Consider the following 20,621-nt stretch of genomic DNA (forward strand, 5'->3'; position numbering starts at 1 on the left):
GCAGCGCCGGATCAGCCGATCGCCATCAGCTGCGCATTGCCGCCGGCCGCGGCGGTGTTGGTGCTGATCGCCGTCTCCCGCACCAGCATGTCGAGGGCGACGCCGCCATCGGGCCTGGCCCGCAGCAGGGGCAGGATGGCGCCCTCGCGCGCGGCGAGCGCCCCGGCCCAGCGCAGCGCCAGCGCATCCGGCCCGGCGACGAGCACGGCATCCTCCGCCCCCTCCGCCAGGGCGATCCAGCCGGTCAGCTCGGGTGGCAGCCCGGGCAGCGCCGCCAGCACCCCGGCATCGAGGGCCGCGCGGTTGCCGGTGGCGAGCGCCGCCGAGACCAGGTCGAGCAGCGCCCCCGGCTCGGCCGCGACGCAGCGCACCGTGCCACGCGGCGCGGTGGTGTAGCGGTTGCGCTCGCCGACCAGGCCAGGTCCCTCCAGCGGCAGGTCGAGGGCAAGGCCGAGCGGCGTCGCCTGCTGCATCGCCGCCGCCCGCGCCGCCGCCGCGGCCTGACCGCGCGCCGCCAGCCAGGAGGCCCAGAGACCCGCCGCCGCCGGCGCGCATCCCCCCGGCAGCCCCGGCCCCATCGGGGCGGCGGCCAGCAACCGGCGCAGGACGAGCGGCCCGCCCGCCTTCGGTCCGGTGCCGGAGAGCCCATGCCCGCCGAAGGGCTGCACCCCGACCACGGCGCCGATCATGCTGCGGTTGACGTAGAGATTTCCCGCCCCGGCCCGCGCCGTGACGCGCGCGACGGTCTCGTCCAGCCGCGACTGCACGCCGAAGGTCAGCCCATAGCCCGTGGCGTTCACCGCCTCCAGCAGCGCCTCCAGCCCCTCGCGGCGGAAGCGCAGCACATGCAGCACCGGGCCGAAGACTTCCGGCCCCAGCGCGGCGATGTCGTCGATCTCGATCAGCGTCGGCGGCACGAAGCTGCCGCGGGCGCAGTCCGCCGGCAGCGATGCCTGGTGCACCCGGTGCCCCGCCGCCCGCATGCGCGCGACATGGCCGAGGATGGCGTCGCGCGCCTCGGCGGTGATGACCGGCCCGATATCCGTCGCCAGCCGGTCCGGATTGCCGATCGTCAGCTCCGCCATGGCGCCGCGCAGCATGGAGAGCACGCGCTCCGCCGCGTCCTCCTGCAGGCAGAGCAGGCGCAGCGCCGAGCAGCGCTGCCCGGCGCTGTCGAAGGCCGAGACCAGCACATCCGCCACCACCTGCTCGGCCAGCGCCGAGGAATCGACGATCATGGCATTCTGCCCGCCGGTCTCGGCGATGAGCGGCACCGGCGCGCCATCCGGGTTCAGCCGGGCGGCGAGCACGCGCTGGATGCCCTTGGCCACGGCGGTGGAGCCGGTGAACATCACGCCGCGGATGCGGGCATCCGCGACCAGCGCGGCGCCGACCGCGCCATCGCCGGGCAGCAATTGCAGCGCCGCGCGCGGGATGCCCGCGGCCTGCAGCAGGGCGACCGCCTGGGCGGCGATCAGCGGCGTCTCCTCGGCCGGCTTGGCGAGCACCGTGTTGCCGGCGGCGAGCGCGGCGGCGACCTGGCCGGTGAAGATGGCGAGCGGGAAATTCCATGGGCTGATGCAAGCGACCGGCCCGAGCGGGCGATGCGTGCCAGGGTCGAGGTCGCGTGTCGCCTGGGCGGCGTAGTAGCGGAGGAAATCCACCGCCTCCCGCACCTCCCCCACGGCATTGGCGAGCGACTTGCCGGCCTCGCGCATGAGCAGGCCGAGCAGGGGCACCCGGCCGGCCTCCATCCGATCGGCGGCGCGCGAGAGGCAGGCGGCGCGCGCGGCGGGCGGCAGCCGGGCCCAGTCCCCGGCTGCCGCCAGCGCATCCTCCAGGGCCTGGTCGATCTGCGCCGGCGTGGCCTCCATCACCGTGCCGAGCCGGTCGGCCCGGTCGGCGGGGTTGTGCAGCGCCCGCGCCGCGCCGCCGGGCAGGTCGCGCGCCAGCATCGGCGCCGCCTGCCAGTCCCGCGCCGCGCTCTCCCGCAGCGCCGGCGCCGGGGCGGCCAGCACCGCTTCGTCGTTGAGATCGAGCCCGGCGGAATTGCGCCGCGCCGGCCCGAGCAGGTCGGACGGCAGGGGGATGCGCGGATGCGGCGCGCCCGGCGGCGTCTCCGCCGCCACGATCCGGTCGGGTGGCGTCACCAGCGCCTCGGCCGGCACGGCGGCATCCTGGATGCGGTGGACGAAGGAGGAATTGGCGCCGTTCTCCAGCAGCCGCCGCACCAGATAGGCGAGCAGCGTCGCATGCGTGCCGACGGGGGCGTAGATGCGGCAGGGGCGGCCGAGCCGCGCCGGGCCCACCACCTCCTCGTAGAGCGGCTCGCCCATGCCGTGCAGGCACTGGAATTCCCAATCGCCGAGGCGGAAGTCCGGCCCCGCCAGGGCGTGGATGCTAGCCAGCGTCTGGGCATTGTGGGTGGCGAATTGCGGGAAGACCGCCTCCCGCGCCGCCAGCAGCCGGCGGGCGCAGGCGAGATAGGCGACATCGGTATGCGCCTTGCGGGTATAGACCGGGTAGTCCGCCAGCCCCTCCTGCTGCGCCCGCTTGATCTCGCTGTCCCAATAGGCGCCCTTGACCAGGCGGAGCATCAGCCGGTGGCGGCTGCGCCGGGCCAGGTCGATGAGATGCTCGACCACCTGGGGCGCGCGCTTCTGGTAGGCCTGGACGACGAAGCCGAGCCCGTTCCAGCCTTCCAGCGCCGGATCGGCGCAGAGCGCCTCCAGCAGGTCGAGCGAGAGCTCGAGCCGGTCGGCCTCCTCGGCATCGATGTTGAGGCCGATCTCGTAGCGCCGGGCAAGGCCGGCCAGCGCCGCCAGCCGCGGCAGCAGCTCGCCCATCACCCGGCCGCGCTGGCTCCGGGCATAGCGCGGATGCAGGGCGGAGAGCTTCACCGAGATGCCCGGCCCGTCATACGCCCCGCGGCCGCCAGCCGCCCGGCCGATGGCATGGATCGCCGCCTCGTAGTCGCGGCGGTAGCGTTCCGCATCCTCGGCGGTCGCCGCCGCCTCGCCCAGCATGTCGTAGGAATGGCGGAAGCCCCGCGCCTCCATCCGGCGGCTGCGGGCGAGCGCCTCGTCGATGGTCTGGCCGGTGACGAATTGCTCGCCCATCATGCGCATGGCGAGATCGACGCCGCGGCGGATCACCGGCTCGCCGCCGCGGGCGATGAGGCGGGTCAGCGCCGCCGAAAGCCCGGCCTCGCTGGCCCCCGAGGCGGCGAGCCGGCCGGTGACGACCAGCCCCCAGGTGGCGGCGTTGACGAAGAGCGAGGGCGAGTGGCCGAGATGCGCCCGCCAGTCACCGCCGCCGATCTTGTCGCGGATCAGCGCGTCGCGCGTCGCGGTGTCGGGGATGCGGAGCAGCGCCTCGGCCAGGCACATCAGCGCCACCCCCTCCTGGCTCGAGAGGGAGAATTCCTGCACCAGCCCCTCCACCATGCCGCGCGCGCCCTTGCGGCGCAGCGCCTCGACCAGGCGGCGGGCCGTCGCCTCGGCGGCGGCGGCGAGGGGTGGCGGCAGGGCGGCCTCGGGCAGCAGGCGGGCAAGGCAGTCGGGCTCCGGCGCCCGGGTCATGGCGGTGATGGCGGCGCGCGACGGCGTCGGTGCCGGCGTCCCGTCGAGGACACGGGCGAAGGGAGGGACGGGCGGGCAGGGCATGGCCGGGGCACCATTGGCGAGGGCAATCGCAGGATTATCACGCCGAGGGCCGAATTTTGTTCGTATTTGGTACCTTTGCATGGAATCGGTGGAGCGTGATCGCCCCATTCCCCATGAAAGATTCGGCCCGATGGACCAGCTCGACCGCCGCCTGTTGCGACTGCTGCAGAAGGATGGCCGCATGCCGAATGTGGAGCTGGCGCGGCAGGCGCATCTCAGCCCGCCGGCCACGCATGAGCGGGTGCGGCGGTTGGCGCAGGAGGGGATCATCGAGGGCTACACGGTGCGCCTCAACCCGGCGAAGCTCGACCGGGCGCTGCTGGTCTTCGTCGAGGTCACGCTCGACCATACCAGCGCCGGCATCTTCGAGCGCTTCGCCGCCGCGGTGCGCGACACGCCCGAGATCATGGAATGCCACATGGTGGCGGGCGGCTTCGACTACCTGATCAAGGTGCGGGTGCGCGACATGGCCGCCTTCCGCGCCTTCCTCGGCGGCACGCTGCTCGGCCTGCCGGGCATCCGGCAGACCCATACCTACACGGTGATGGAGGAGGTCAAGGCCAGCGGCGACCTGCCGATCTGAGGCCGCCAGGCGGGCCCCCGATGCGCCCGGGCATCGGGGGCGTCGAGGTCAGTTCCGGAAGGCGGGGGTGAAGGGCGCCTCGGTCTTCGCCTGCACTTCCTCGAGCGTCACCTCGGGCGCCAGCTCGATCAGCCGCAGCTCGGTCTCGCCCTTGCGGGCCAGCTCGAACACCGCGAGCTCGGTGATGACCATGTCCACCACCCGCGCCCCGGTCAGCGGCAGGCTGCACTGCTTCAGCAGCTTCGGCTTGCCGCCGGCGGTGTGCTCCATCAGCACCACCACCTTCTTCACCCCGGCGACGAGGTCCATGGCGCCGCCCATCCCCTTCACCATCTTGCCGGGGATCATCCAATTGGCGAGGTCGCCATTCGCCGCCACCTGCAGCGCGCCGAGGATCGAGAGGTCGATATGCCCGCCGCGGATCATGGCGAAGCTGTCGGCGCTGCTGAAATAGGAGCTGGTCGGCAGCTCGGTGATGGTCTGCTTGCCGGCATTGATCAGGTCCGGATCCTCCTCGCCCGCATAGGGGAAGGGGCCGAGGCCGAGCATGCCGTTCTCGGACTGGAGCTGCACGTTGATCCCGGCCGGGACGTGGTTCGCCACCAGCGTCGGGATGCCGATGCCGAGATTGACGTAGAAGCCGTCCTGCAGCTCGCGGGCGGCACGGGCGGCCATCTGGTCGCGGGTCCAGGGCATGGGTCAGACCTCCTCGCCGGCGGCGGCGCCGGCCGTGGCACGCTGGCGCACGGTGCGCTGCTCGATGCGCTTCTCGTACCCCGCCGGGCACTGGATCATGCGCTGCACGAAGACGCCTGGCGTGTGGACATGGTCGGGATCGATCTCGCCCGGTTGCACCAGGTGCTCGACCTGCGCCACCGTCACCTTCGCCGCCGTCGCCATCATCGGGTTGAAGTTGCGCGCGGTCTTCCGGTAGACGAGGTTCCCCTCGGTATCGCCCGTCCAGGCATGCACGATCGCCAGATCGGCGACGATGCCGCGCTCCATCACATAGGTCTCGCCGTCGAACTCGGCGGTGGGCTTGCCCTTCGCCACCTCGGTGCCGACGCCGGTCTTGGTGTAGAAGGCGGGGATGCCGGCGCCGCCGGCCCGGATGCGCTCGGCCAGCGTGCCCTGCGGGTTGAACTCGATCTCCAGCTCCCCGGCCAGGAATTGCTCGGCGAAGGTCTTGTTCTCGCCGACATAGCTGCTGATCATCTTCTTCACCTGCCGGGTCTTCAGCAGCAGGCCGAGGCCGGCATCGTCGATGCCGGCATTGTTCGAGACGATGGTCAGGTCCTTCACGCCGCTGTCGCGGATCGCCTCGATCAGCAGCGCCGGGATGCCGCACAGGCCGAAGCCGCCGGAATGGATCATCATGCCGTCGCGCAGCAGGCCAGACAGGGCCTCCTTCGCATCCCGGTACACCTTGCCCATGCGCATCCTCCTCTCGGCCCGCGGCCGGCCGCACCCTAATGCAGAACGGCGCGAAGCGGAAACGCCAGGGGCCGCGCGGGCCGGCGGAGGGGTTGCCGAAAACGCACCGACAGGCTCTTGCGGCGCCCGCGGGGCGGGGTTATACGCCCCGCACCCAACCGGGGGGCCATAGCTCAGTTGGGAGAGCGCTTGAATGGCATTCAAGAGGTCGTCGGTTCGATTCCGATTGGCTCCACCAGATTAAACGCCGGCCGCCGAGTGATCGGGGCCGGCGTTTTCTTGTGCGGTGCCAGGCTGCCCTCTCGCCCTGACCACGACCGACCCCGAACCACCAGGGCCGCATCGCCAGGGGGCGGGCGGCAGGAAACGGGCGGCGAGGTTGGCGGAAGTGCCTAGACCACCCCACCCGGGGCGGTGCGCGGCAGATGCGGCGTGAACTCGACCCGCATCCAGCAGGTCGGCCGGAAATGCCGCGGATCCAACCGGCCGCGCTGCTCCTCCTCCGGGAAGAGAACCCAAGCCTCGCCGTCCCAACTGCCCGTCACCGCCTCGCGGCCATCGGCGAGGCAGAGCACGGTGCCGTCGCGCGGCGCGGAGTCCATGGGGTGCCAGCGGTCGGTCTTGAACATGGGCGGGACCTCCGGGCGTCGGGCGCCTTGTTGTCGGTCGGCGTTGTCCTCTCCCGCTGTCCTAGCCCCCGGTCATGGCGGCCGCAACCATTCCGCTCTCAGACCACGCCGACGACGCGGTAGGAATATTCCACGCCGTTCGGTTCGGCGATGGTCACATAGGCGCCGGGGCGGAGCTGGCCAGCATTGCGGAGCTGGGCATGCAGCGGCGCATCCGCCGCCTCGCCCGGGCCGGGGAAGAGCCGGATCGACCAACCCTCGGTGTCCGGGTCGAAATGCACGTCGCCCTCGCGCGACAACCCGCCCGGCCAGAGCCGCCGGGCCGGCCAGGGCTGCGGCGCCTCGGCCCAGGCCTTGGCGTCCAGATGCCCGCCCGGCGTCAGCTCGACCGTCATCTCGTAGCGATGGTCGGGGCTTCCCTGCGGATAACCGGGGCCAGCCGCCACCACCAGCGTCACCACGGGCATCCCGATCCCTTCCCCGCTTTCCCGGCTCCTGATGACGGGCGAACGCCCGCCATGCCCGCCGGTTCAGATGGCCACCCGCACGCCAAGCTCGACCACGCGGTCGGAGGGGATGCGGAAGAACTCCGTCGCCGGGACGGCGTTGCGCGACATCAGCGTGAACAGCCATTGCCGCCAGTGCGACATCTTCGGCACCACCGCGGCGACCAGCGTCTCCCGCCCCAGGAAATAGCTCGCCTGCATCGCCTCGAAGGCCACGCCGTGCTGGTTCAACGCCTCCAGCTCGCGCGGGATGTTCGGGCTTTCCTGGAAGCCGTAGCGGAGGATGACGCGATGGATGCCCGGGGCGAGCTCGGTCACCTCGCGGCGCCGGCCGGGGCCGGCCTGCGGCACGTCCTCGTTCAGCACCGTGACGAAGACCACGCGCTCGTGCAGCACCTTGTTGTGCTTGAGGTTGTGCAGCAGCGCATTGGGCACGTAGTCGGCCTGGCCAGTCATGAAGACGGCGATGCCCGGCACCCGCAGCGTGCGGCTCTGCGGCAGGCGGGCGAGGAAGCTCTTCAGCGGCAGGCTGTCCTGGCGGAAGCGGGAGAAGAGCAGGTCGCGGCCGCGCTTCCAGGTGTGCATCAGGGTGAAGAGGCCGGCGCCGAGCACCAGCGGCACCCAGCCGCCCTCCGGGATCTTCAGCACGTTCGAGAAGAAGAAGGCGGAATCGAGCACCAGCAGCGGCAGGAAGACCAGGGCGACGCCGAGCGCCGGCCAGTGGAACTGCCGGCGGAAGACCAGCACGGCGAGCAGCGAGGTGCAGACGAAGGTGCCGGTCACCGCGATGCCATAGGCGGCGGCCAGGCTGTCCGAGGTGTGGAAGGACAGCACCAGGACCAGCACGCCGGCCAGCAGGGCGAAATTGATCTGCGGCAGGTAGATCTGCCCCTCCTCGGTCTCCGAGGTATGGCGCACCGTCAGCCGCGGCAGGAAGCCGAGCTGGATGCACTGCCGGGCGATGGAGAAGGCGCCGGAGATCATGGCCTGGGAGGCGATGATGGTCGCCGCCGTCGCCAGCACCACCAGCGGCAGGCGGAGGATCTCCGGCGCCAGCAGGAAGAAGGGGTTGTCGAGCGCCCGCGCATCGCTCAGCAGCAGGGCGCCCTGGCCCATGTAGTTCAGCGCCAGCGCCGGCAGGACGAAGAAGCTCCAGGCGAGCTGGATCGGTCTGCGGCCGAAATGCCCCATATCGGCATAGAGCGCCTCCGCCCCCGTCACCGCCAGCACGACCGAGCCGAAGGCGATGAAGGCCGCCAGCCGGTAATGGATGCAGAAGGCGATGGCGTGATGCGGCGAGATGGCGCTCAGCACCTCCGGCTCGCGCAGGATCTCGACGATGCCGAGCAGGCCGAGCACGCCGAACCAGAGCGCCATGACCGGGCCGAAGATCGCGCCCATGCTGCCGGTGCCGCGGTACTGCACGATGAAGAGCGCGATGAGGATGACGATGGAGCCGGGGATGATCATCGGCTCGAAGACCGGCGAGGCGACCTTCAGCCCCTCCATCGCCGAGAGGACGGAGATGGCGGGGGTGATGATGCCGTCCCCGAAGAACAGGGCGGCGCCGGTGATGCCGAGCAGCATGACGGCCCGGCGCGAGCGGTCGCTGCCGGCGATGCGCTGGGCGAGCGCCATCAGCGCCAGGATCCCGCCCTCCCCCTTGTTGTCGGCCCGCAGGATGAGCAGGACGTATTTCACCGTCACCGTCAGGATCAGCGCCCAGATGATGAGGGAGAGGATCCCGAGGATCTCCCAGCGCTCGATCCCGTCGGCGGAGAAATGCAGCAACGCGGCGCGCAGCGCGTAGAGCGGGCTGGTGCCGATGTCGCCGTAGACGACGCCGAGCACGCCAAGCAGCAGGGGCAAGGTGACCGCCCTGCTCTGGGCGGGTTGGGGAGAGGCGGTCAAGCGGGCGCTCCGGGGGGAGGTCGGCCGGCAGGCTTAAGCTGCGGCCACGGCCCTTGCAAGCAGTTGGCTCCGCCCGCCGGCCCCGCCTCAGTGGCCCCGCAGGATCTGGCTGAGGAAGGTCTTCAGCCGTTCCGTCTGCGGGTTCTCGAAGACCTGCGCCGGGGTGCCCATCTCCACCACCTCGCCGCGGTCCATGAAGACGACGCGGTCGGCGACCTTGCGGGCGAAGCCCATCTCGTGGGTGACGCAGATCATGGTCATGCCGGTCTCGGCCAGGCCGACCATGGTGTCCAGCACCTCCTTGATCATCTCCGGGTCGAGGGCGCTGGTCGGCTCGTCGAAGAGCATGATCTTCGGCTTCATGCAGAGGGCGCGGGCGATGGCGACGCGCTGCTGCTGGCCGCCCGAGAGCTGGCCAGGATACTTCTTCGCCTGTTCCGGGATGCGCACCCGGGTGAGGTAGTCCATCGCCAGCGCCTCGGCCTCCTTCTTCGGCATCCGGCGGACCCAGATCGGGGCGAGGGTGCAATTCTCGAGGATGGTGAGGTGCGGGAAGAGGTTGAAGCTCTGGAACACCATGCCGACCTCGCGCCGGATGTCGTCCAGCGCCTTCACGTCGTCGGTCAGCTCGATGCCGTTGACCAGGATGCGGCCCTCCTGGTGCGATTCCAGGCGGTTGATGCAGCGGATGGTGGTGGACTTGCCCGAGCCCGAGGGGCCGCAGATCACCACCCGCTCGCCGGTCGCAACGTTCAGCGAAACGTCGCGCAGCACATGCATGGTGCCGAACCACTTGTTGACCTTGTCGAGGACGATGGCCGGCGGCGCGTCGGCGCGGGCGGCGGAGGCGATGTGCTCCAGGGTCTCGCTCATCGGCTGATCCTCCTCAGCGCCGCCGGTGGCGGTTGAACTCCGCCTCCAGCCGCTGGCTGTATTTCGACATGGCGAAGCAGAAGACAAAGTAGATGGCGCCGACCGTCAGGTAGACCTCGACGCCGAAGCCCTGCCAGGCCGGCTCGATGATCGCGGTCTTGCCGGCGGTCAGCAGGTCGAAGATGCCGATGATCAGCACCAGCGAGGTGTCCTTGAAGAAGCCGATGAAGGTGTTGACCAGCGGCGGGATCACCAGCCGCAGCGCCTGCGGCAGGATGATGAGCCCGGTCTTCTTCCAGTAGGAGAGGCCGAGCGCGTCCGCCGCCTCGTACTGCCCCTTGGAGAGGGCCTGCAGCCCGCCGCGCACCACCTCCGCCAGATAGGCGCCGGCGAAGAGGATGATGGCGATCTGTGCCCGCAGCAGCTTGTCGATGTTCATCCCCTCCGGCAGGAAGAGCGGGAACATCACGCTGGCCATGAAGAGCAACGAGATCAGTGGCACGCCGCGGATCAGCTCCACATACAGCACGCAGATCGCCTTGATCGCCGGCAGCCTCGAGCGGCGGCCGAGCGCCACCAGGATCGCCAGCGGGAAGGCGAAGGCGAGGCCAAAGGTCGCCAGGATCAGGGTGATGACGAGGCCGCCCCAGCGCTCCTGCGGCACGTAGGAGAGGCCGAGGACGCCGCCCCACATCAGCACGCCGATCGCCGCCAGCACCGCGATCCAGACCAGCGCCAGCTCCTTGCGCCAGAAGCGGCGCATGGCGGAGACGACATAGAGTCCGACGAAGAGCAGGATGCAGAGCGCCGGCCGCCAATGCTCCTCATAGGGGTAGGTGCCGAAGAGGATGAAGCGGTGCTTCTCCGTCACCACCGCCCAGCAGGCGCCGATGCCCTTGAGGTCGCGGCAGGCCTGGGTCTGATTGTTCGGCACCGACCAGACGGCGTTGACGATGCCCCATTCGACGAAGCCGATGAGCCAGCGGATCACCAGATAGGCGACCAGCAGCGTCACCGCGCTGTTCAGCCAGGAGGAGAAAAGGTTGGTCCGCAGCCAGCCGACGAGGCCGATCTGGCTGGCCGGCGGGCTGCGCGGCGCCGCCTCGGGCACCTTGGCGACGGAGGTCTCGAGCGTCAGGTCGCTCATGGCTCAGCGCTCCACCAGCGCGATGCGCGCATTGTACCAGTTCATGAAGAGGCTGATGCTCAGGCTGATCGTCAGGTAGACCAGCATGATGATGGCGATGCCCTCGATCGCCTGGCCGGTCTGGTTCAGCGTCGTGTTGGCGATCGAGACGATGTCCTGGTAGCCGATGGCGACGGCGAGCGAGCTGTTCTTGGTGATGTTGAGGTACTGGCTGGTCATCGGCGGGATGATGACGCGCAGCGCCTGCGGCAGCACGATGCGGTTCAGCACCTGGCCGGGATGCAGGCCGAGCGCCTGCGCCGCTTCCCACTGCCCCTGCGGCACGGCCAGGATGCCGGCGCGCACGATCTCGGCGATGAAGCCGGCGGTGTAGAGGGTGAGGCCGAGCAGCAGCGCGAAATACTCGGGCGAGATCGTCATGCCGCCCCGGAAGTTGAAGCCGCGCAGCTCCGGCCAGTCGATGGTCCAGGGCGCGCCGAAGGCGGCCCAGACCGCCAGCGGCAGCGCCACCATCGCCCCGAGCGCGACCGGCCAGAGGCGCCGCGGCTGGCCGTCCTGCATCTGCTTCTGCAGCGCCGCGCGGCGATACAGCCAGGTGCCCACCGCGCCGAGGACGAAGGCGAGAAGGGCGAAGGAATGCGCGTCCTGCCACTCCACCCAGGGCATCTTCAGGCCGCGGTTGGAGAGGAAGATGCCGGCCACGGGCTGCATCGCCTGGCGCGGCCCGGGCAGGCCCTGCAGGATCGCGTACCAGAAGAGAAGCTGCAGCAGCAGCGGCAGGTCGCGGATCACCTCGACATAGATCGCGGCGAGCCTGGCCAGCAGCCAGTTGCGCGACAGCCGGGCGATGCCGACCAGCGTGCCGATCAACGTCGCCAGCACGATGCCGACCACCGCCACCTTCAACGTGTTCAGCAGCCCAACGGTGAGCGCCCGCAGATAGGTGTCGGTCGGGTTGTACTCGATCAGGCTCTCGGCGATGGGCAGCCCGGCCTCGCGGCGGAGGAAGCCGAAGCCGGTGGCGATGCGCCGCACCTCGAGGTTGTGCACCGTATTCGACCAGAGCCACCAGACGACGGCCCCGAGCAGGCCGACGACCAGCACCTGCCAGACGATGCCGCGGACCCGCTCATCCGACCAGGACAGGCGCAGCGGGCGTCTCGGCGGCGCCCGGAACGCCCGGGGATCGGTGGTGGACTGGGACATGGGCGCCCTCTTCCTCGGCAGGGGTTGTCAGGCGGAGAGCCGGCGGGGCCGGGCGCGATCCGGCCCGCCGCCATGGGGGTGCGCCGGCCACCGATGGGGGCCGGCGCCCGGGATCACCGGAAGGGCGGCGAGAATTGCAGCCCGCCATTGTTCCAGAGCGCGTTCGGCCCGCGCTTGATGCCGATCGGCGTCAGGGTGCGGTCGAAGAGCTCGGCGTAATTGCCGACCGCCTTGATCACCTTCACCGCCCAGTCCTCGCTCAGGCCGAGCATGGGGCCGAGGCCGCCATTCTTGCCGAGGATGCGCTGCACCTCCGGCCGCGGATCATTGCCCATCTTGTCGACATTGGCCTGGGTGATGCCGAATTCCTCGGCGGACAGCAGCAGGAAATGCGTCCAGCGGACGATGTCGGCGAAGCGGGCATCGCCCTGCCGCACGCCAAGCGCCAGCGGCTCCTTGCTGATCACCTCCGGCAGGATGCTGTGGTCCTCGGGCTTGGGCTGGGCGCTGCGCACCGCGGCGAGGCCGGAGACATCGGTGGTGTAGGCATCGCAGCGGCCGGAGACATAGGCGCTGGTCAGCTCCTCCAGCCGCTCGATCACCACCGGGGTGAAGCGGACCTTGTTCGCCCGCGCCCAGTCGCTGAGGTTCTGCTCGGTGGTGGTGCCGGGCTGGACGCAGATCGTCGCCCCCTCCAGCTCCTTGGCCGATTTCAGGCCGAGGCTGGTCTTCACCATGAAGCCCTGGCCGTCATAGAAATTGGTCGCCGCGAAATCGAGGCCGAGCGAGGTGTCGCGCGACAGGGTCCAGGTGGTGTTGCGCGAGAGAACGTCCACCTCGCCGGATTGCAGCGCGGTGAAGCGCACCTGCGCCGTGGTCGGCACGAAGCGGACCTTGTTGCCATCGCCGAAGAGGGCAGCGGCGATGGCCCGGCAATACTCGGCATCGAAGCCGCGCCAGACGCCCTGGCTGTCCGGCTGGGCGAAGCCCGCCAGGCCGGTGTTCACGCCGCAGACGAGCTGGCCGCGCGCCTTCACCGCATCCAGCGTATTGGCCGGCGTCTGCTGCGCCCGCGCCGATGGGGTCAGCGTCAGGCCGAGACCGAGCACCGCGGCGCCCAGGGTCTGCACACAGGCGCGCGCAAGCGAAAGCCCACAGGGCTGCATCAAACCACGTCTCCCGTTCCTGCCGCCTTGGGGCGGCGTTCCCTGTCGTTATGCCCAGCAAATGCTGCGCCAGCAGGACGGGGAAGCGCAATGCGCATCGCCGCGTTCCCGCCGGCCGGCCCTGGCGGTTACCGGGAAGCCCATGATTTTGCGACGCAAGCTGCCGTGATCCGCGGCCCCGCCGGGGTTGCCGGCAGGCCCCCCTGCCCGGCTTGGCGGCACTCGGTGCCCCGACAAGCGGCGGCGGCGGCCGTCAGGCCGGGTCGTGGCGCGGCAGGCGGAGCCGCAGCCCCTCCCCGTCCGGGCCGGGCTCGACCCGCCCCCCGGCGCCGCGCACCAGGGTGGCGAGCTGCGCCCGGGCCGCCTCGGCGAGGTCGGCGGGCAAGGTCAGGTCGAGGATGCCCGCCTCCGCCTCCTCGGCCACGCGCAGGTCCAGGGCCGGGCCGCGGAGCTGCGCCTCGGCGATCTGCTGCGCCAGGGCGAGCAGCGCCTCCTCGAAGGCGCTGCGCTCGATCAGCACCGGCGGGTCCTGCTTCGCCAGGGTCAGGGCAAAGGCGCCCGGGGCGGGCAGGATCATGTGCAGCAGCGGCTGCAGGGCCTCCAGCGTCTCGCTGAGCCGGATCGGCACCACCTCGCCGGCGGGGCGGCGGATCAGGGAGAGGATGGCGCGGCTGGTGCCGTCGAAGCGCCGCGCCGCCTCCTCCACCCGGTTGAGCTGGCGCTGCGGCGCGCCCTCGGCGGCCGTGCGCTTCAGCATCTCGAGGTTGGCGAGGATGACGGTCAGCAGGTTGTTGATGTCGTGCTGCACCGTGCGGGCCAGCCGGCCGATCGCCGCCATCCTCTCCGCCTGGCGCCGCAGCCTCGCCTCGTCCGATCGCATCGATCCGATCCCGCTGTCTGACGCGGCATCCATTACTACCCCAGCCGCGATCACGCAGCCGAGCGGCTGATGCAATCCGCCACACTGCGGCAATCCGGCTACAGTCCCATCTCGACGATCTCGCGGAACAGCCGCGCCGGCAGGCTGCCGCCCGTGACGCTGTCCATGGGCCGCCCATCGTCATTGCCCAGCCAGACGCCGACGACATGGCCGGCGCCGGTGAAGCCGACGAACCAGGCATCGCGGAAATCCTGGGTGGTGCCGGTCTTGCCGCCCGCCACCCGGGCCGAGGCGGCGGCCCGGCCGGTGCCGCTCCGCACCACCGCCTCCAGCATCCGCCGCATCGCCGCCGCGTCCTCGGGCGCCACCACCCGCCGTGGCGCCGGACGCGGCACCGGCAGGCTGGCGCCGGTCGCGCTGGCCCCGGCGATGCTGAAGGGCGTCACCCGCATCCCGCCATTGGCGAAGGCGGCATAGGCCGCCGTCAGGTCCAGCAGCGTCACCTCGCCGGTGCCGAGCGCGATGGAGGCATCCTTCGGGAAGCGGCCATCGAGCCCGAGCCGGCGCGCCACATCGGCCGCCGCCCGCGGGCCGCCGCCGCGGAACAGCACCCGCACCGCGGCGGTGTTCACCGATTGCGCCAGTGCCTCCTCCAGGCTGATCTCGCCGCGCGGCCGCCAGGCGCCGTTGCCCGGCGACCAGCCGCCGAGGGTGAGCGGCGCGTCGGAGACCTCGTCCTCCGGCCGCAGGCCCTTCTCCAGCGCGGCCAGGAAGACGAAGGGCTTGAAGGCGGAGCCGGGCTGGCGGCGGGCGCTGGTGGCCCGGTTGAACTGGCTGGCATGGAAATCCCGGCCGCCCGCCATGGCGCGGACCGCCCCGGTCGCCGCCTCCAGCACCACCACCGCCCCCTGGCCGACGCCCGCCCGCGCGCCTGGCCCGGCGAGCAGCGCCTCCAGCCGTGCCTCCACCCCGGCCTGCAGCCGGGCGTTCAGCGTCGCCCGCAGCAGCAGGTCGGCATTGCCGGGGAAGGTCTCGGCCAGGTCCTCGAGCGCCCAGTCGGCGAACCAGCCGGCCTGGCGGGAAGCCGGCTGCGGCAGGTGCATCCGCCCGAGCTCCCCCTCCATCTGGGTGCGGGTGATGGCGCCCGTCGCCACCATCGCCTCCAGCACCTCGGAGGCGCGGGAGACGGCGAGGTCGGGCGAGGCACGCGGGTTCAGCCGCGAGGGCGCCTTGGGCAGCCCGGCCAGCATCGCCGCCTGCCAGAGCGTCACCCGCTTCGCCGGGACGCCGAAAAACAGCCGCGCCGCGGCATCCACGCCGAAGGCGCCGGCACCGAGATAGACGCGGTTGAGATAGATCTCCAGCAACTGGTTCTTGCTGAAGCGCCGCTCCAGCCAGAGGGCGAGCAGCGCCTCCTGCACCTTCCGGCGGGTGGTGCGCTCGGTCGAGAGGAAGAGGTTCTTGGCGAGCTGCTGGGTGAGGGTGGAGCCGCCCTGCACCACCTCCCCCGCCCGCCAATTGGCCAGGGCGGCGCGCGCCATGCCGAACGGGTCGAGGCCCCAATGGCTGCGGAAGCGCCGGTCCTCCACCGCGATGAGGGCGGCGGGCAGATAGGGCGGCAGGTCGCGCAACCGCACCGTCTCGCCATAAAGGTCGCCCTGGGTGGCCAGCATGGCGCCATCGGCCGAGACCAGGGTGACGGAGGGGCGGCGGCTCGCCGCCGGGATGCCATCCACCCGCGGCAGGTCCCAGCAGAACCAGAGCAGCACGAGGCAGAGGCCGAGCAGGCCGAAGATCACCCCCTGGACCGCCAGGCCCAGCAGCGTGCGGCCGCGCCGGCGCGGGGACCGGGCGGGTTCTGGGCGGGGGGAGGCGGCGGGGGCCGACCGCGGCGCCCGGGCCGGTGCGGGGGCTGCCGGGCGGCGCGCGCGGGCAGCGGGGGCCGGCGGCATGTGCGGCGGAGCATAGAGGGGCCGGCGGATTCGGGCCAGGGAAAGGACCGCCGGAAAGGACCGCTGGAACGGACCGTCGCGCCGTGCGGCCCGCGGCGCGGGCCCGCCCAGGATGGGAATCCCGCCATGCCGAGAGACGAGCAGAGCCTGCCAGGCCCGGGGGATGCAGCCCCCCTGGCGCAGATCGCCCGGCTGCAGCGGGACGGCCTCGCGCTCCTCACCTTCCTCGCCGAGCGGCCAAGCCGCGCCCTGGTGGGAGCCTCGCCGCGCGAGATGGACGAGGTGGATCCGGGGCTGATGATCGCCGAGCCCGCGGCGGTCGCCGCCGATCCGGCCCGGTTCGCCGCGCTGGTCCGCTCGGTCGACCTGCTCGGCCGCGCCGCGGCGCCGGCCACCGCGACCTCCATCCGCCTGACCCGGGCCTATCTCTTCGGAGCGGAGGCCGGCATCGCGCCCGCCGAGGCGCAGCGCGCCCGCCGGCTGCGCCACTGCGTGCTCGGCATCCAGTTGGGGTTGCTGCTGGCGGGCCTGGCCGCGATCTTCCTGCTGCTCAAGGCCGATGAGGGGCGGCGCGTCGTCGGGCAGCTCGCCCTGGTGCGGGCCGATCTCGACCGCAGCTATGGCGCGCTCTGGAAGCTCGACCGCCAGACCGATTTCGAGCTCCGGCGCTTCTACCAGGGCGAGGAGACCCTGATCCCCCAGGAGGATGCGGTGGCCAGGCGTTCGGCGCTCACCGCCCTCGAGATGTGCTGGTCGATCGACCCGCCGAAAGCCGGCCTCACCGCGGTCGAATACCGGCTGCTGCCGGTCAAGCCGCAGGCCCAGACCCTGTGCAGCGAGCTGGTGCAGCAGCAGAAGCGCGAGATGCTGGTCTTTGCCCGCCTCGCCGCCTGGAATTGCGACATGCTGCGGCTCAACCCGCTGCACTGGTTCGGCCGGGGCGGCGATCCCTGCGCGGCGGCGCCGGCCGAGCTGCTGCCCGACCATGCCGCCGACTGGCGGCGGACCGAGTTGCGGACCAACGAAGCGGTGCAGGGCCTCTCGGGCTATCTGCTGCCGCTGCTGCTCGGCGGCATCGGCGGCGGCGTCTATGTGCTGCGGCGCATGAACGAGGTGCTGCGGACCGCGACGCTGACGGCGCGCGACGGCCTGGCAGCCATCGGGCGCATCGTGCTCGCGGCGGTCTTCGGCGGGCTGCTCGCCCTGGTCTTCGGCACCGACGCGCCGGTGACGCTCGGCAGCGTCAGCCTGACCATCGCGGCCTGGGCCTTCTTCCTCGGCTATGCGCTCGAGACGGTGCTGAAGACGCTGGATGCCGCGATCGAGGGGGTGGTCGGCAAGCTGCGGCCGGCGGAGCCGGAGCGGAAGGCCGTGCCGGTGGCCACGGCCTCCCCGATGGGCGCCCCGGCGGACCCCGCATCGGCCGGCGCGGCCGCGCCGTGACGGGGCCGCGCGCCGGCGGCCGGTTCCACCCCGCGGCAATCGGTTCTAGCCTCTCTCCCCGATACGAAACGGTCGGGGGGAACAGGGCGTGGACTACAGCCACATCATCGTCGGCGGCGGCTCGGCAGGCTCGGTGCTGGCCAACCGCCTCTCGGCGCGCGGCGCCAACCGCGTGCTGCTGCTCGAGGCCGGCCAGGACACGCCGCCCGGGCAGGTGCCGAAGGAGATCGCCGACACCTATCCCGGCACCGCCTATTTCGACCCGCGCTTCCACTGGACCGATCTGAAGGTCCGCACCCAGGTCGTCTCGCACAACAACCCCGAGGCGGCGCCGCCGCCGCTGCGGAAATACGAACAGGCGCGGGTGCTGGGCGGCGGCTCCTCGATCAACGGCCAGATGGCCAATCGTGGCGCCCCGACCGATTACGACGAATGGGCCGCGCGCGGCGCCGCCGGCTGGCACTGGGACGCGGTGCTGCCCTATTTCCGCAAGGTCGAGCGCGACCTCGACATCGCCGATGAGTGGCACGGCCAGGACGGCCACATCACCGTCACCCGCATCCCGCGCGAGCGCTGGTGCGAGCACAGCCGGGCGGCGGCCGAGGCCTTCCGCCAGGCCGGCTTCAAATACCTGCCCGACCAGAACGGCCCCTTCGAGGACGGCTACTTCCCCGTCACCGTCTCGATCGACGGCAAGCAGCGCATGTCCGCCGCCCTCGGCTACCTGAGCGAGCAGGTGCGCCAGCGCGGCAACCTCACCATCTCCACCCGCACCCAGGCGACCGGGCTGCTCTTCGAGGGGACGCGCTGCGTCGGCGTCACCGCCCTCGTCGATGGCCAGGAGCGGGAGTTCCGCGGCCGGGAGATCATCCTCTCCTCCGGCGCCATCCACTCGCCCGCCATGCTGCTGCGCAACGGCATCGGCCCGGTCGGGCATCTGCGGGAGATGGGGATCGCGGTGCGGGCGGCGCTGCCCGGCGTCGGCCAGCGGCTGATGGACCACCCCTCCATCGCCCTCTCCTCCTTCATCCGCCGCCCGGCGCGGCTGGACGATGCGCAGTCCCGCCGGCACATCCTGCTCGGCCTGCGCTACTCCTCCGGCATCCCGGAGGCGCCGCAGGGCGACATGTTCGTCTGCGTCGCCAGCAAGTCGGCCTGGCATTCCGTCGGGCAGCAGATCGGCTCGCTGCTGGCCTTCGTGAACAAGACCTATTCCGAGAGCGGCCAGGTCCGCCTTGCCTCGACCCGTTGGCAGGACGAGCCGCAGGTGGAGTTCAACCTGCTCTCCGACCGCCGCGACCTCGACCGGCTGATGGCCGGCTTCCGCATGCTGGCGGCGATCCAGCTCAGCGGCCCGCTCGCCGCCGTCACCACCGACCCCTTCCCCGCCGCCTATAGCGACCGGGTGCGGGCGATCGGCGTGGTGAACGAGCGCAACCGCTGGCTGACCCGCGCCGTCGCCGCGCTGCTCGACGGGCCGCAGGCGCTGCGCTCCTGGCTGATCGAGCGCTACGTGGTCGAGGGCTTCACCTTCCGCCAGGTGATGGAGGACGAGGAGGCGCTGGAGGCCTTCATCCGCAAGGCCACCATCGGCGTCTGGCACGCCTCCTGCTCCTGCCGCATGGGGGCGGAGGACGACCCGATGGCGGTGGTCGATACCGAGGGGCGGGTGCGCGGCATCGAGGGGTTGCGGGTGGTGGATGCCTCCATCTTCCCGGTGGTGCCCTGCGCCAACACCAATTTCCCGGTGCTGATGACGGCCGAGAAGATCGCCGACGCGATCCTGGCGGCGCCAAGCCCGGCCCGGGTGCTGAGCGGCGCCGACCCGGCCTGAAGGGCGCGCGCAGGGGGGCGATGCCCCACGCTCCCCTGGCGCCTCTGTTCCAAAGTTAATATAACTTCTGGTTTAAATACTCTATGATTGTCTCGCTTTCAGCGTATCGAGGCACAGCATGACCACCATCATCGGACCCGCGGCTGGCCATGCCACCCTGCAGGGGACCGCGGGCGATGATCTCATCATCGCCGCCGGCGCCGGCAACACCCTCTACGGCAATGGCGGCAGCGACACGATCAGCGCCGGCCGCTATGGCGAGGCCGAGGTCTTCGCCGGCAGCCTCTATGACGGCGCCTTCGGCCTCGCCACCACCATCAAGCTGAACGGCACCGGCAACATTCTCCATGGCGGCGATGCCGACTTCACCGTCACCAGCTGGAGCGGCGGCACCACGCTCGAGCTCGGCAACGGCACCAACCATGTCAGCCTCGGCGGCAGCGGCAACCAGGTCACGGTCGGCCTCGGGACCAACGACATCGTCGCCGGCGCCGGCGCCGCCAGCGTGGTGGTCAGCGGCCTCGACCTCTACGGCAATGGCGGCTACGCGGTCGCCACCACCGTGCATTTCAGCGGCCTCGGCAACAGCTTCAGCAACCAGGCGACCGGCGGCCGCTATCCGCTCGACGGCCACATTACCCTGATCGGCGGCAGCGGCGAGGGCACCTACGACCTCGGCTGGGGCACCGGCACGCTGCGGACCAGCGGGCTGCACAACGAGATCACCACCGGCTACGGCACCTACGACATCACCGCCGGCAGCGGCGCCGACACGGTGCATGTGGGCAGCATCTACGGCATCGGCTCGGACGTGACGATCCGCCTCGCCGGCGCCGGCAACCGCGTGGACGGCATCGCCTCGCACGCCACGGTCTCCGGCGGCAGCGGCGGCGCCGAGATCGCCTTTCAGATGAGCGACTACGGCGGCACCCTCTACGACCTCCATCTCGGCGGCGTGGGCAACCATATCGTGGCGCCGGGGGCGATGGCGGGCAGCGTCATCGTCGCCGGCAGCGGCGGTGCCGACGTCACCTTCTCCGGCATCGGCGACATCACCCTGCGCGGCAGCGGCAACGCCGTGCATCTGGATGCGGCCCAGGCCACATTGCACGACCTCTCGACCGGCCTCGTCGTCGGCACGACGCAGTATGCCGACACCACCATCATCGGCTTCGGCGCGGCGCGCGGCGCGGTGGTCGAGGTCACCGCCGATCCCGACGGCATCGACAACCTGGCCGAGGTGATGGCGGCGCTGCATGACGACGGCACCGGCAACGCCGTGCTGACGCTCGCCGGCGGCGCGGTGACCTTCGCCGGGCTGCATGCGGCGGCGCTGCACGAGGCGAATTTCCGGCTTGTCTGATAAGGAGCGCAGGACGGTTGCCCCGTCCT

General features: G+C 71.4%; 16 protein-coding genes and 1 tRNA gene. 5 read left to right on the forward strand and 12 right to left on the reverse strand.

The window, feature by feature from the left end:
* Positions 1–11: 11 nt before the first annotated feature.
* Complete coding sequence (gene putA, locus DOO78_RS08025; RefSeq protein WP_207802831.1) at positions 12–3,665, reverse strand: trifunctional transcriptional regulator/proline dehydrogenase/L-glutamate gamma-semialdehyde dehydrogenase; 3,654 nt, start codon at positions 3,663–3,665, stop codon at positions 12–14.
* A 130-nt stretch (positions 3,666–3,795) separates the two neighbouring features.
* On the opposite strand from putA, the gene DOO78_RS08030 reads away from it, so the two are divergent.
* Positions 3,796–4,248: an Lrp/AsnC ligand binding domain-containing protein gene (locus DOO78_RS08030; RefSeq protein ID WP_111469225.1), complete on the forward strand. Its 453-nt coding sequence runs from the start codon at positions 3,796–3,798 to the stop codon at positions 4,246–4,248.
* Between the two features lie 48 nt (positions 4,249–4,296).
* Here the strand turns inward: DOO78_RS08030 and DOO78_RS08035 are convergent, their stop codons facing one another.
* The gene (locus DOO78_RS08035; RefSeq protein ID WP_111469226.1) at positions 4,297–4,944 is read right to left on the reverse strand and encodes a CoA transferase subunit B; all 648 of its coding nucleotides are present in this window, start codon (positions 4,942–4,944) and stop codon (positions 4,297–4,299) included.
* Positions 4,945–4,947: 3 nt separating this feature from the next.
* Positions 4,948–5,682 carry a CoA transferase subunit A gene (locus DOO78_RS08040; protein ID WP_111469227.1) on the reverse strand — a complete coding sequence of 245 codons (735 nt, stop codon included), beginning with the start codon at positions 5,680–5,682 and terminating at the stop codon, positions 4,948–4,950.
* Between the two features lie 162 nt (positions 5,683–5,844).
* On the opposite strand from DOO78_RS08040, the gene DOO78_RS08045 reads away from it, so the two are divergent.
* Positions 5,845–5,920: transfer RNA gene (locus DOO78_RS08045), tRNA-Ala, on the forward strand.
* 154 nt (positions 5,921–6,074) lie between these two features.
* Here DOO78_RS08045 and DOO78_RS08050 read toward each other — a convergent pair.
* The 9 genes from DOO78_RS08050 to DOO78_RS08090 all read right to left on the reverse strand — a co-directional run bounded on the left by DOO78_RS08050 (position 6,075) and on the right by DOO78_RS08090 (position 15,799).
* On the reverse strand, positions 6,075–6,311 hold the full coding sequence (locus DOO78_RS08050; RefSeq protein WP_111469228.1) for a hypothetical protein: 237 nt from the start codon (positions 6,309–6,311) through the stop codon (positions 6,075–6,077).
* A 98-nt stretch (positions 6,312–6,409) separates the two neighbouring features.
* Positions 6,410–6,778 carry a hypothetical protein gene (locus DOO78_RS08055; RefSeq protein WP_111469229.1) on the reverse strand — a complete coding sequence of 123 codons (369 nt, stop codon included), beginning with the start codon at positions 6,776–6,778 and terminating at the stop codon, positions 6,410–6,412.
* A gap of 63 nt (positions 6,779–6,841) precedes the next feature.
* Positions 6,842–8,728: a potassium transporter Kup gene (locus DOO78_RS08060; RefSeq protein WP_408887567.1), complete on the reverse strand. Its 1,887-nt coding sequence runs from the start codon at positions 8,726–8,728 to the stop codon at positions 6,842–6,844.
* Between the two features lie 87 nt (positions 8,729–8,815).
* The gene (locus DOO78_RS08065) at positions 8,816–9,601 is read right to left on the reverse strand and encodes an amino acid ABC transporter ATP-binding protein (RefSeq protein WP_111469231.1); all 786 of its coding nucleotides are present in this window, start codon (positions 9,599–9,601) and stop codon (positions 8,816–8,818) included.
* Between the two features lie 13 nt (positions 9,602–9,614).
* Positions 9,615–10,748 (reverse strand): amino acid ABC transporter permease, encoded by a 1,134-nt coding sequence (locus tag DOO78_RS08070; protein WP_111469232.1) that lies wholly within the window; start codon positions 10,746–10,748, stop codon positions 9,615–9,617.
* Positions 10,749–10,751: 3 nt separating this feature from the next.
* Positions 10,752–11,954 (reverse strand): amino acid ABC transporter permease, encoded by a 1,203-nt coding sequence (locus tag DOO78_RS08075; protein ID WP_111469233.1) that lies wholly within the window; start codon positions 11,952–11,954, stop codon positions 10,752–10,754.
* A gap of 113 nt (positions 11,955–12,067) precedes the next feature.
* Positions 12,068–13,120 carry an amino acid ABC transporter substrate-binding protein gene (locus DOO78_RS08080; protein WP_111469234.1) on the reverse strand — a complete coding sequence of 351 codons (1,053 nt, stop codon included), beginning with the start codon at positions 13,118–13,120 and terminating at the stop codon, positions 12,068–12,070.
* A gap of 253 nt (positions 13,121–13,373) precedes the next feature.
* Positions 13,374–14,000: a histidine kinase dimerization/phospho-acceptor domain-containing protein gene (locus DOO78_RS08085; RefSeq protein WP_165838785.1), complete on the reverse strand. Its 627-nt coding sequence runs from the start codon at positions 13,998–14,000 to the stop codon at positions 13,374–13,376.
* Between the two features lie 98 nt (positions 14,001–14,098).
* A complete protein-coding gene (locus DOO78_RS08090; RefSeq protein ID WP_243634452.1) occupies positions 14,099–15,799 on the reverse strand; it encodes a transglycosylase domain-containing protein in 1,701 nt (566 codons plus the stop codon).
* Positions 15,800–16,078: 279 nt separating this feature from the next.
* Here DOO78_RS08090 and DOO78_RS08095 point away from each other — a divergent pair, with 279 nt between their 5' ends.
* From DOO78_RS08095 to DOO78_RS08105, 3 genes are all read left to right on the forward strand, one after another.
* Positions 16,079–17,395: a hypothetical protein gene (locus DOO78_RS08095; protein WP_111469237.1), complete on the forward strand. Its 1,317-nt coding sequence runs from the start codon at positions 16,079–16,081 to the stop codon at positions 17,393–17,395.
* An 88-nt stretch (positions 17,396–17,483) separates the two neighbouring features.
* Positions 17,484–19,229, forward strand: coding sequence for a GMC family oxidoreductase (locus tag DOO78_RS08100; protein ID WP_111469238.1), 1,746 nt, complete (start codon positions 17,484–17,486; stop codon positions 19,227–19,229).
* Between the two features lie 118 nt (positions 19,230–19,347).
* Positions 19,348–20,592 carry a hypothetical protein gene (locus tag DOO78_RS08105; RefSeq protein ID WP_111469239.1) on the forward strand — a complete coding sequence of 415 codons (1,245 nt, stop codon included), beginning with the start codon at positions 19,348–19,350 and terminating at the stop codon, positions 20,590–20,592.
* Positions 20,593–20,621: the final 29 nt, after the last annotated feature.

Source organism: Roseicella frigidaeris (assembly GCF_003258945.1).
In the GTDB taxonomy this organism is placed as follows: Bacteria; Pseudomonadota; Alphaproteobacteria; order Acetobacterales; family Acetobacteraceae; genus Paracraurococcus; species Paracraurococcus frigidaeris.

Excerpts from the sequence above, each read along its gene's own strand:
- putA (WP_207802831.1), bottom strand. The coding sequence starts at position 3,665 with ATGCCCTGCCCGCCCGTCCCTCCCTTCGCCCGTGTCCTCGACGGGACG.
- DOO78_RS08030 (WP_111469225.1), top strand. The coding sequence starts at position 3,796 with ATGGACCAGCTCGACCGCCGCCTGTTGCGACTGCTGCAGAAGGATGGC.
- DOO78_RS08035 (WP_111469226.1), bottom strand. The coding sequence starts at position 4,944 with ATGCCCTGGACCCGCGACCAGATGGCCGCCCGTGCCGCCCGCGAGCTG.
- DOO78_RS08040 (WP_111469227.1), bottom strand. The coding sequence starts at position 5,682 with ATGGGCAAGGTGTACCGGGATGCGAAGGAGGCCCTGTCTGGCCTGCTG.
- DOO78_RS08050 (WP_111469228.1), bottom strand. The coding sequence starts at position 6,311 with ATGTTCAAGACCGACCGCTGGCACCCCATGGACTCCGCGCCGCGCGAC.
- DOO78_RS08055 (WP_111469229.1), bottom strand. The coding sequence starts at position 6,778 with ATGCCCGTGGTGACGCTGGTGGTGGCGGCTGGCCCCGGTTATCCGCAG.
- DOO78_RS08065 (WP_111469231.1), bottom strand. The coding sequence starts at position 9,601 with ATGAGCGAGACCCTGGAGCACATCGCCTCCGCCGCCCGCGCCGACGCG.
- DOO78_RS08070 (WP_111469232.1), bottom strand. The coding sequence starts at position 10,748 with ATGAGCGACCTGACGCTCGAGACCTCCGTCGCCAAGGTGCCCGAGGCG.
- DOO78_RS08075 (WP_111469233.1), bottom strand. The coding sequence starts at position 11,954 with ATGTCCCAGTCCACCACCGATCCCCGGGCGTTCCGGGCGCCGCCGAGA.
- DOO78_RS08080 (WP_111469234.1), bottom strand. The coding sequence starts at position 13,120 with ATGCAGCCCTGTGGGCTTTCGCTTGCGCGCGCCTGTGTGCAGACCCTG.
- DOO78_RS08085 (WP_165838785.1), bottom strand. The coding sequence starts at position 14,000 with ATGCGATCGGACGAGGCGAGGCTGCGGCGCCAGGCGGAGAGGATGGCG.
- DOO78_RS08095 (WP_111469237.1), top strand. The coding sequence starts at position 16,079 with ATGCCGAGAGACGAGCAGAGCCTGCCAGGCCCGGGGGATGCAGCCCCC.
- DOO78_RS08105 (WP_111469239.1), top strand. The coding sequence starts at position 19,348 with ATGACCACCATCATCGGACCCGCGGCTGGCCATGCCACCCTGCAGGGG.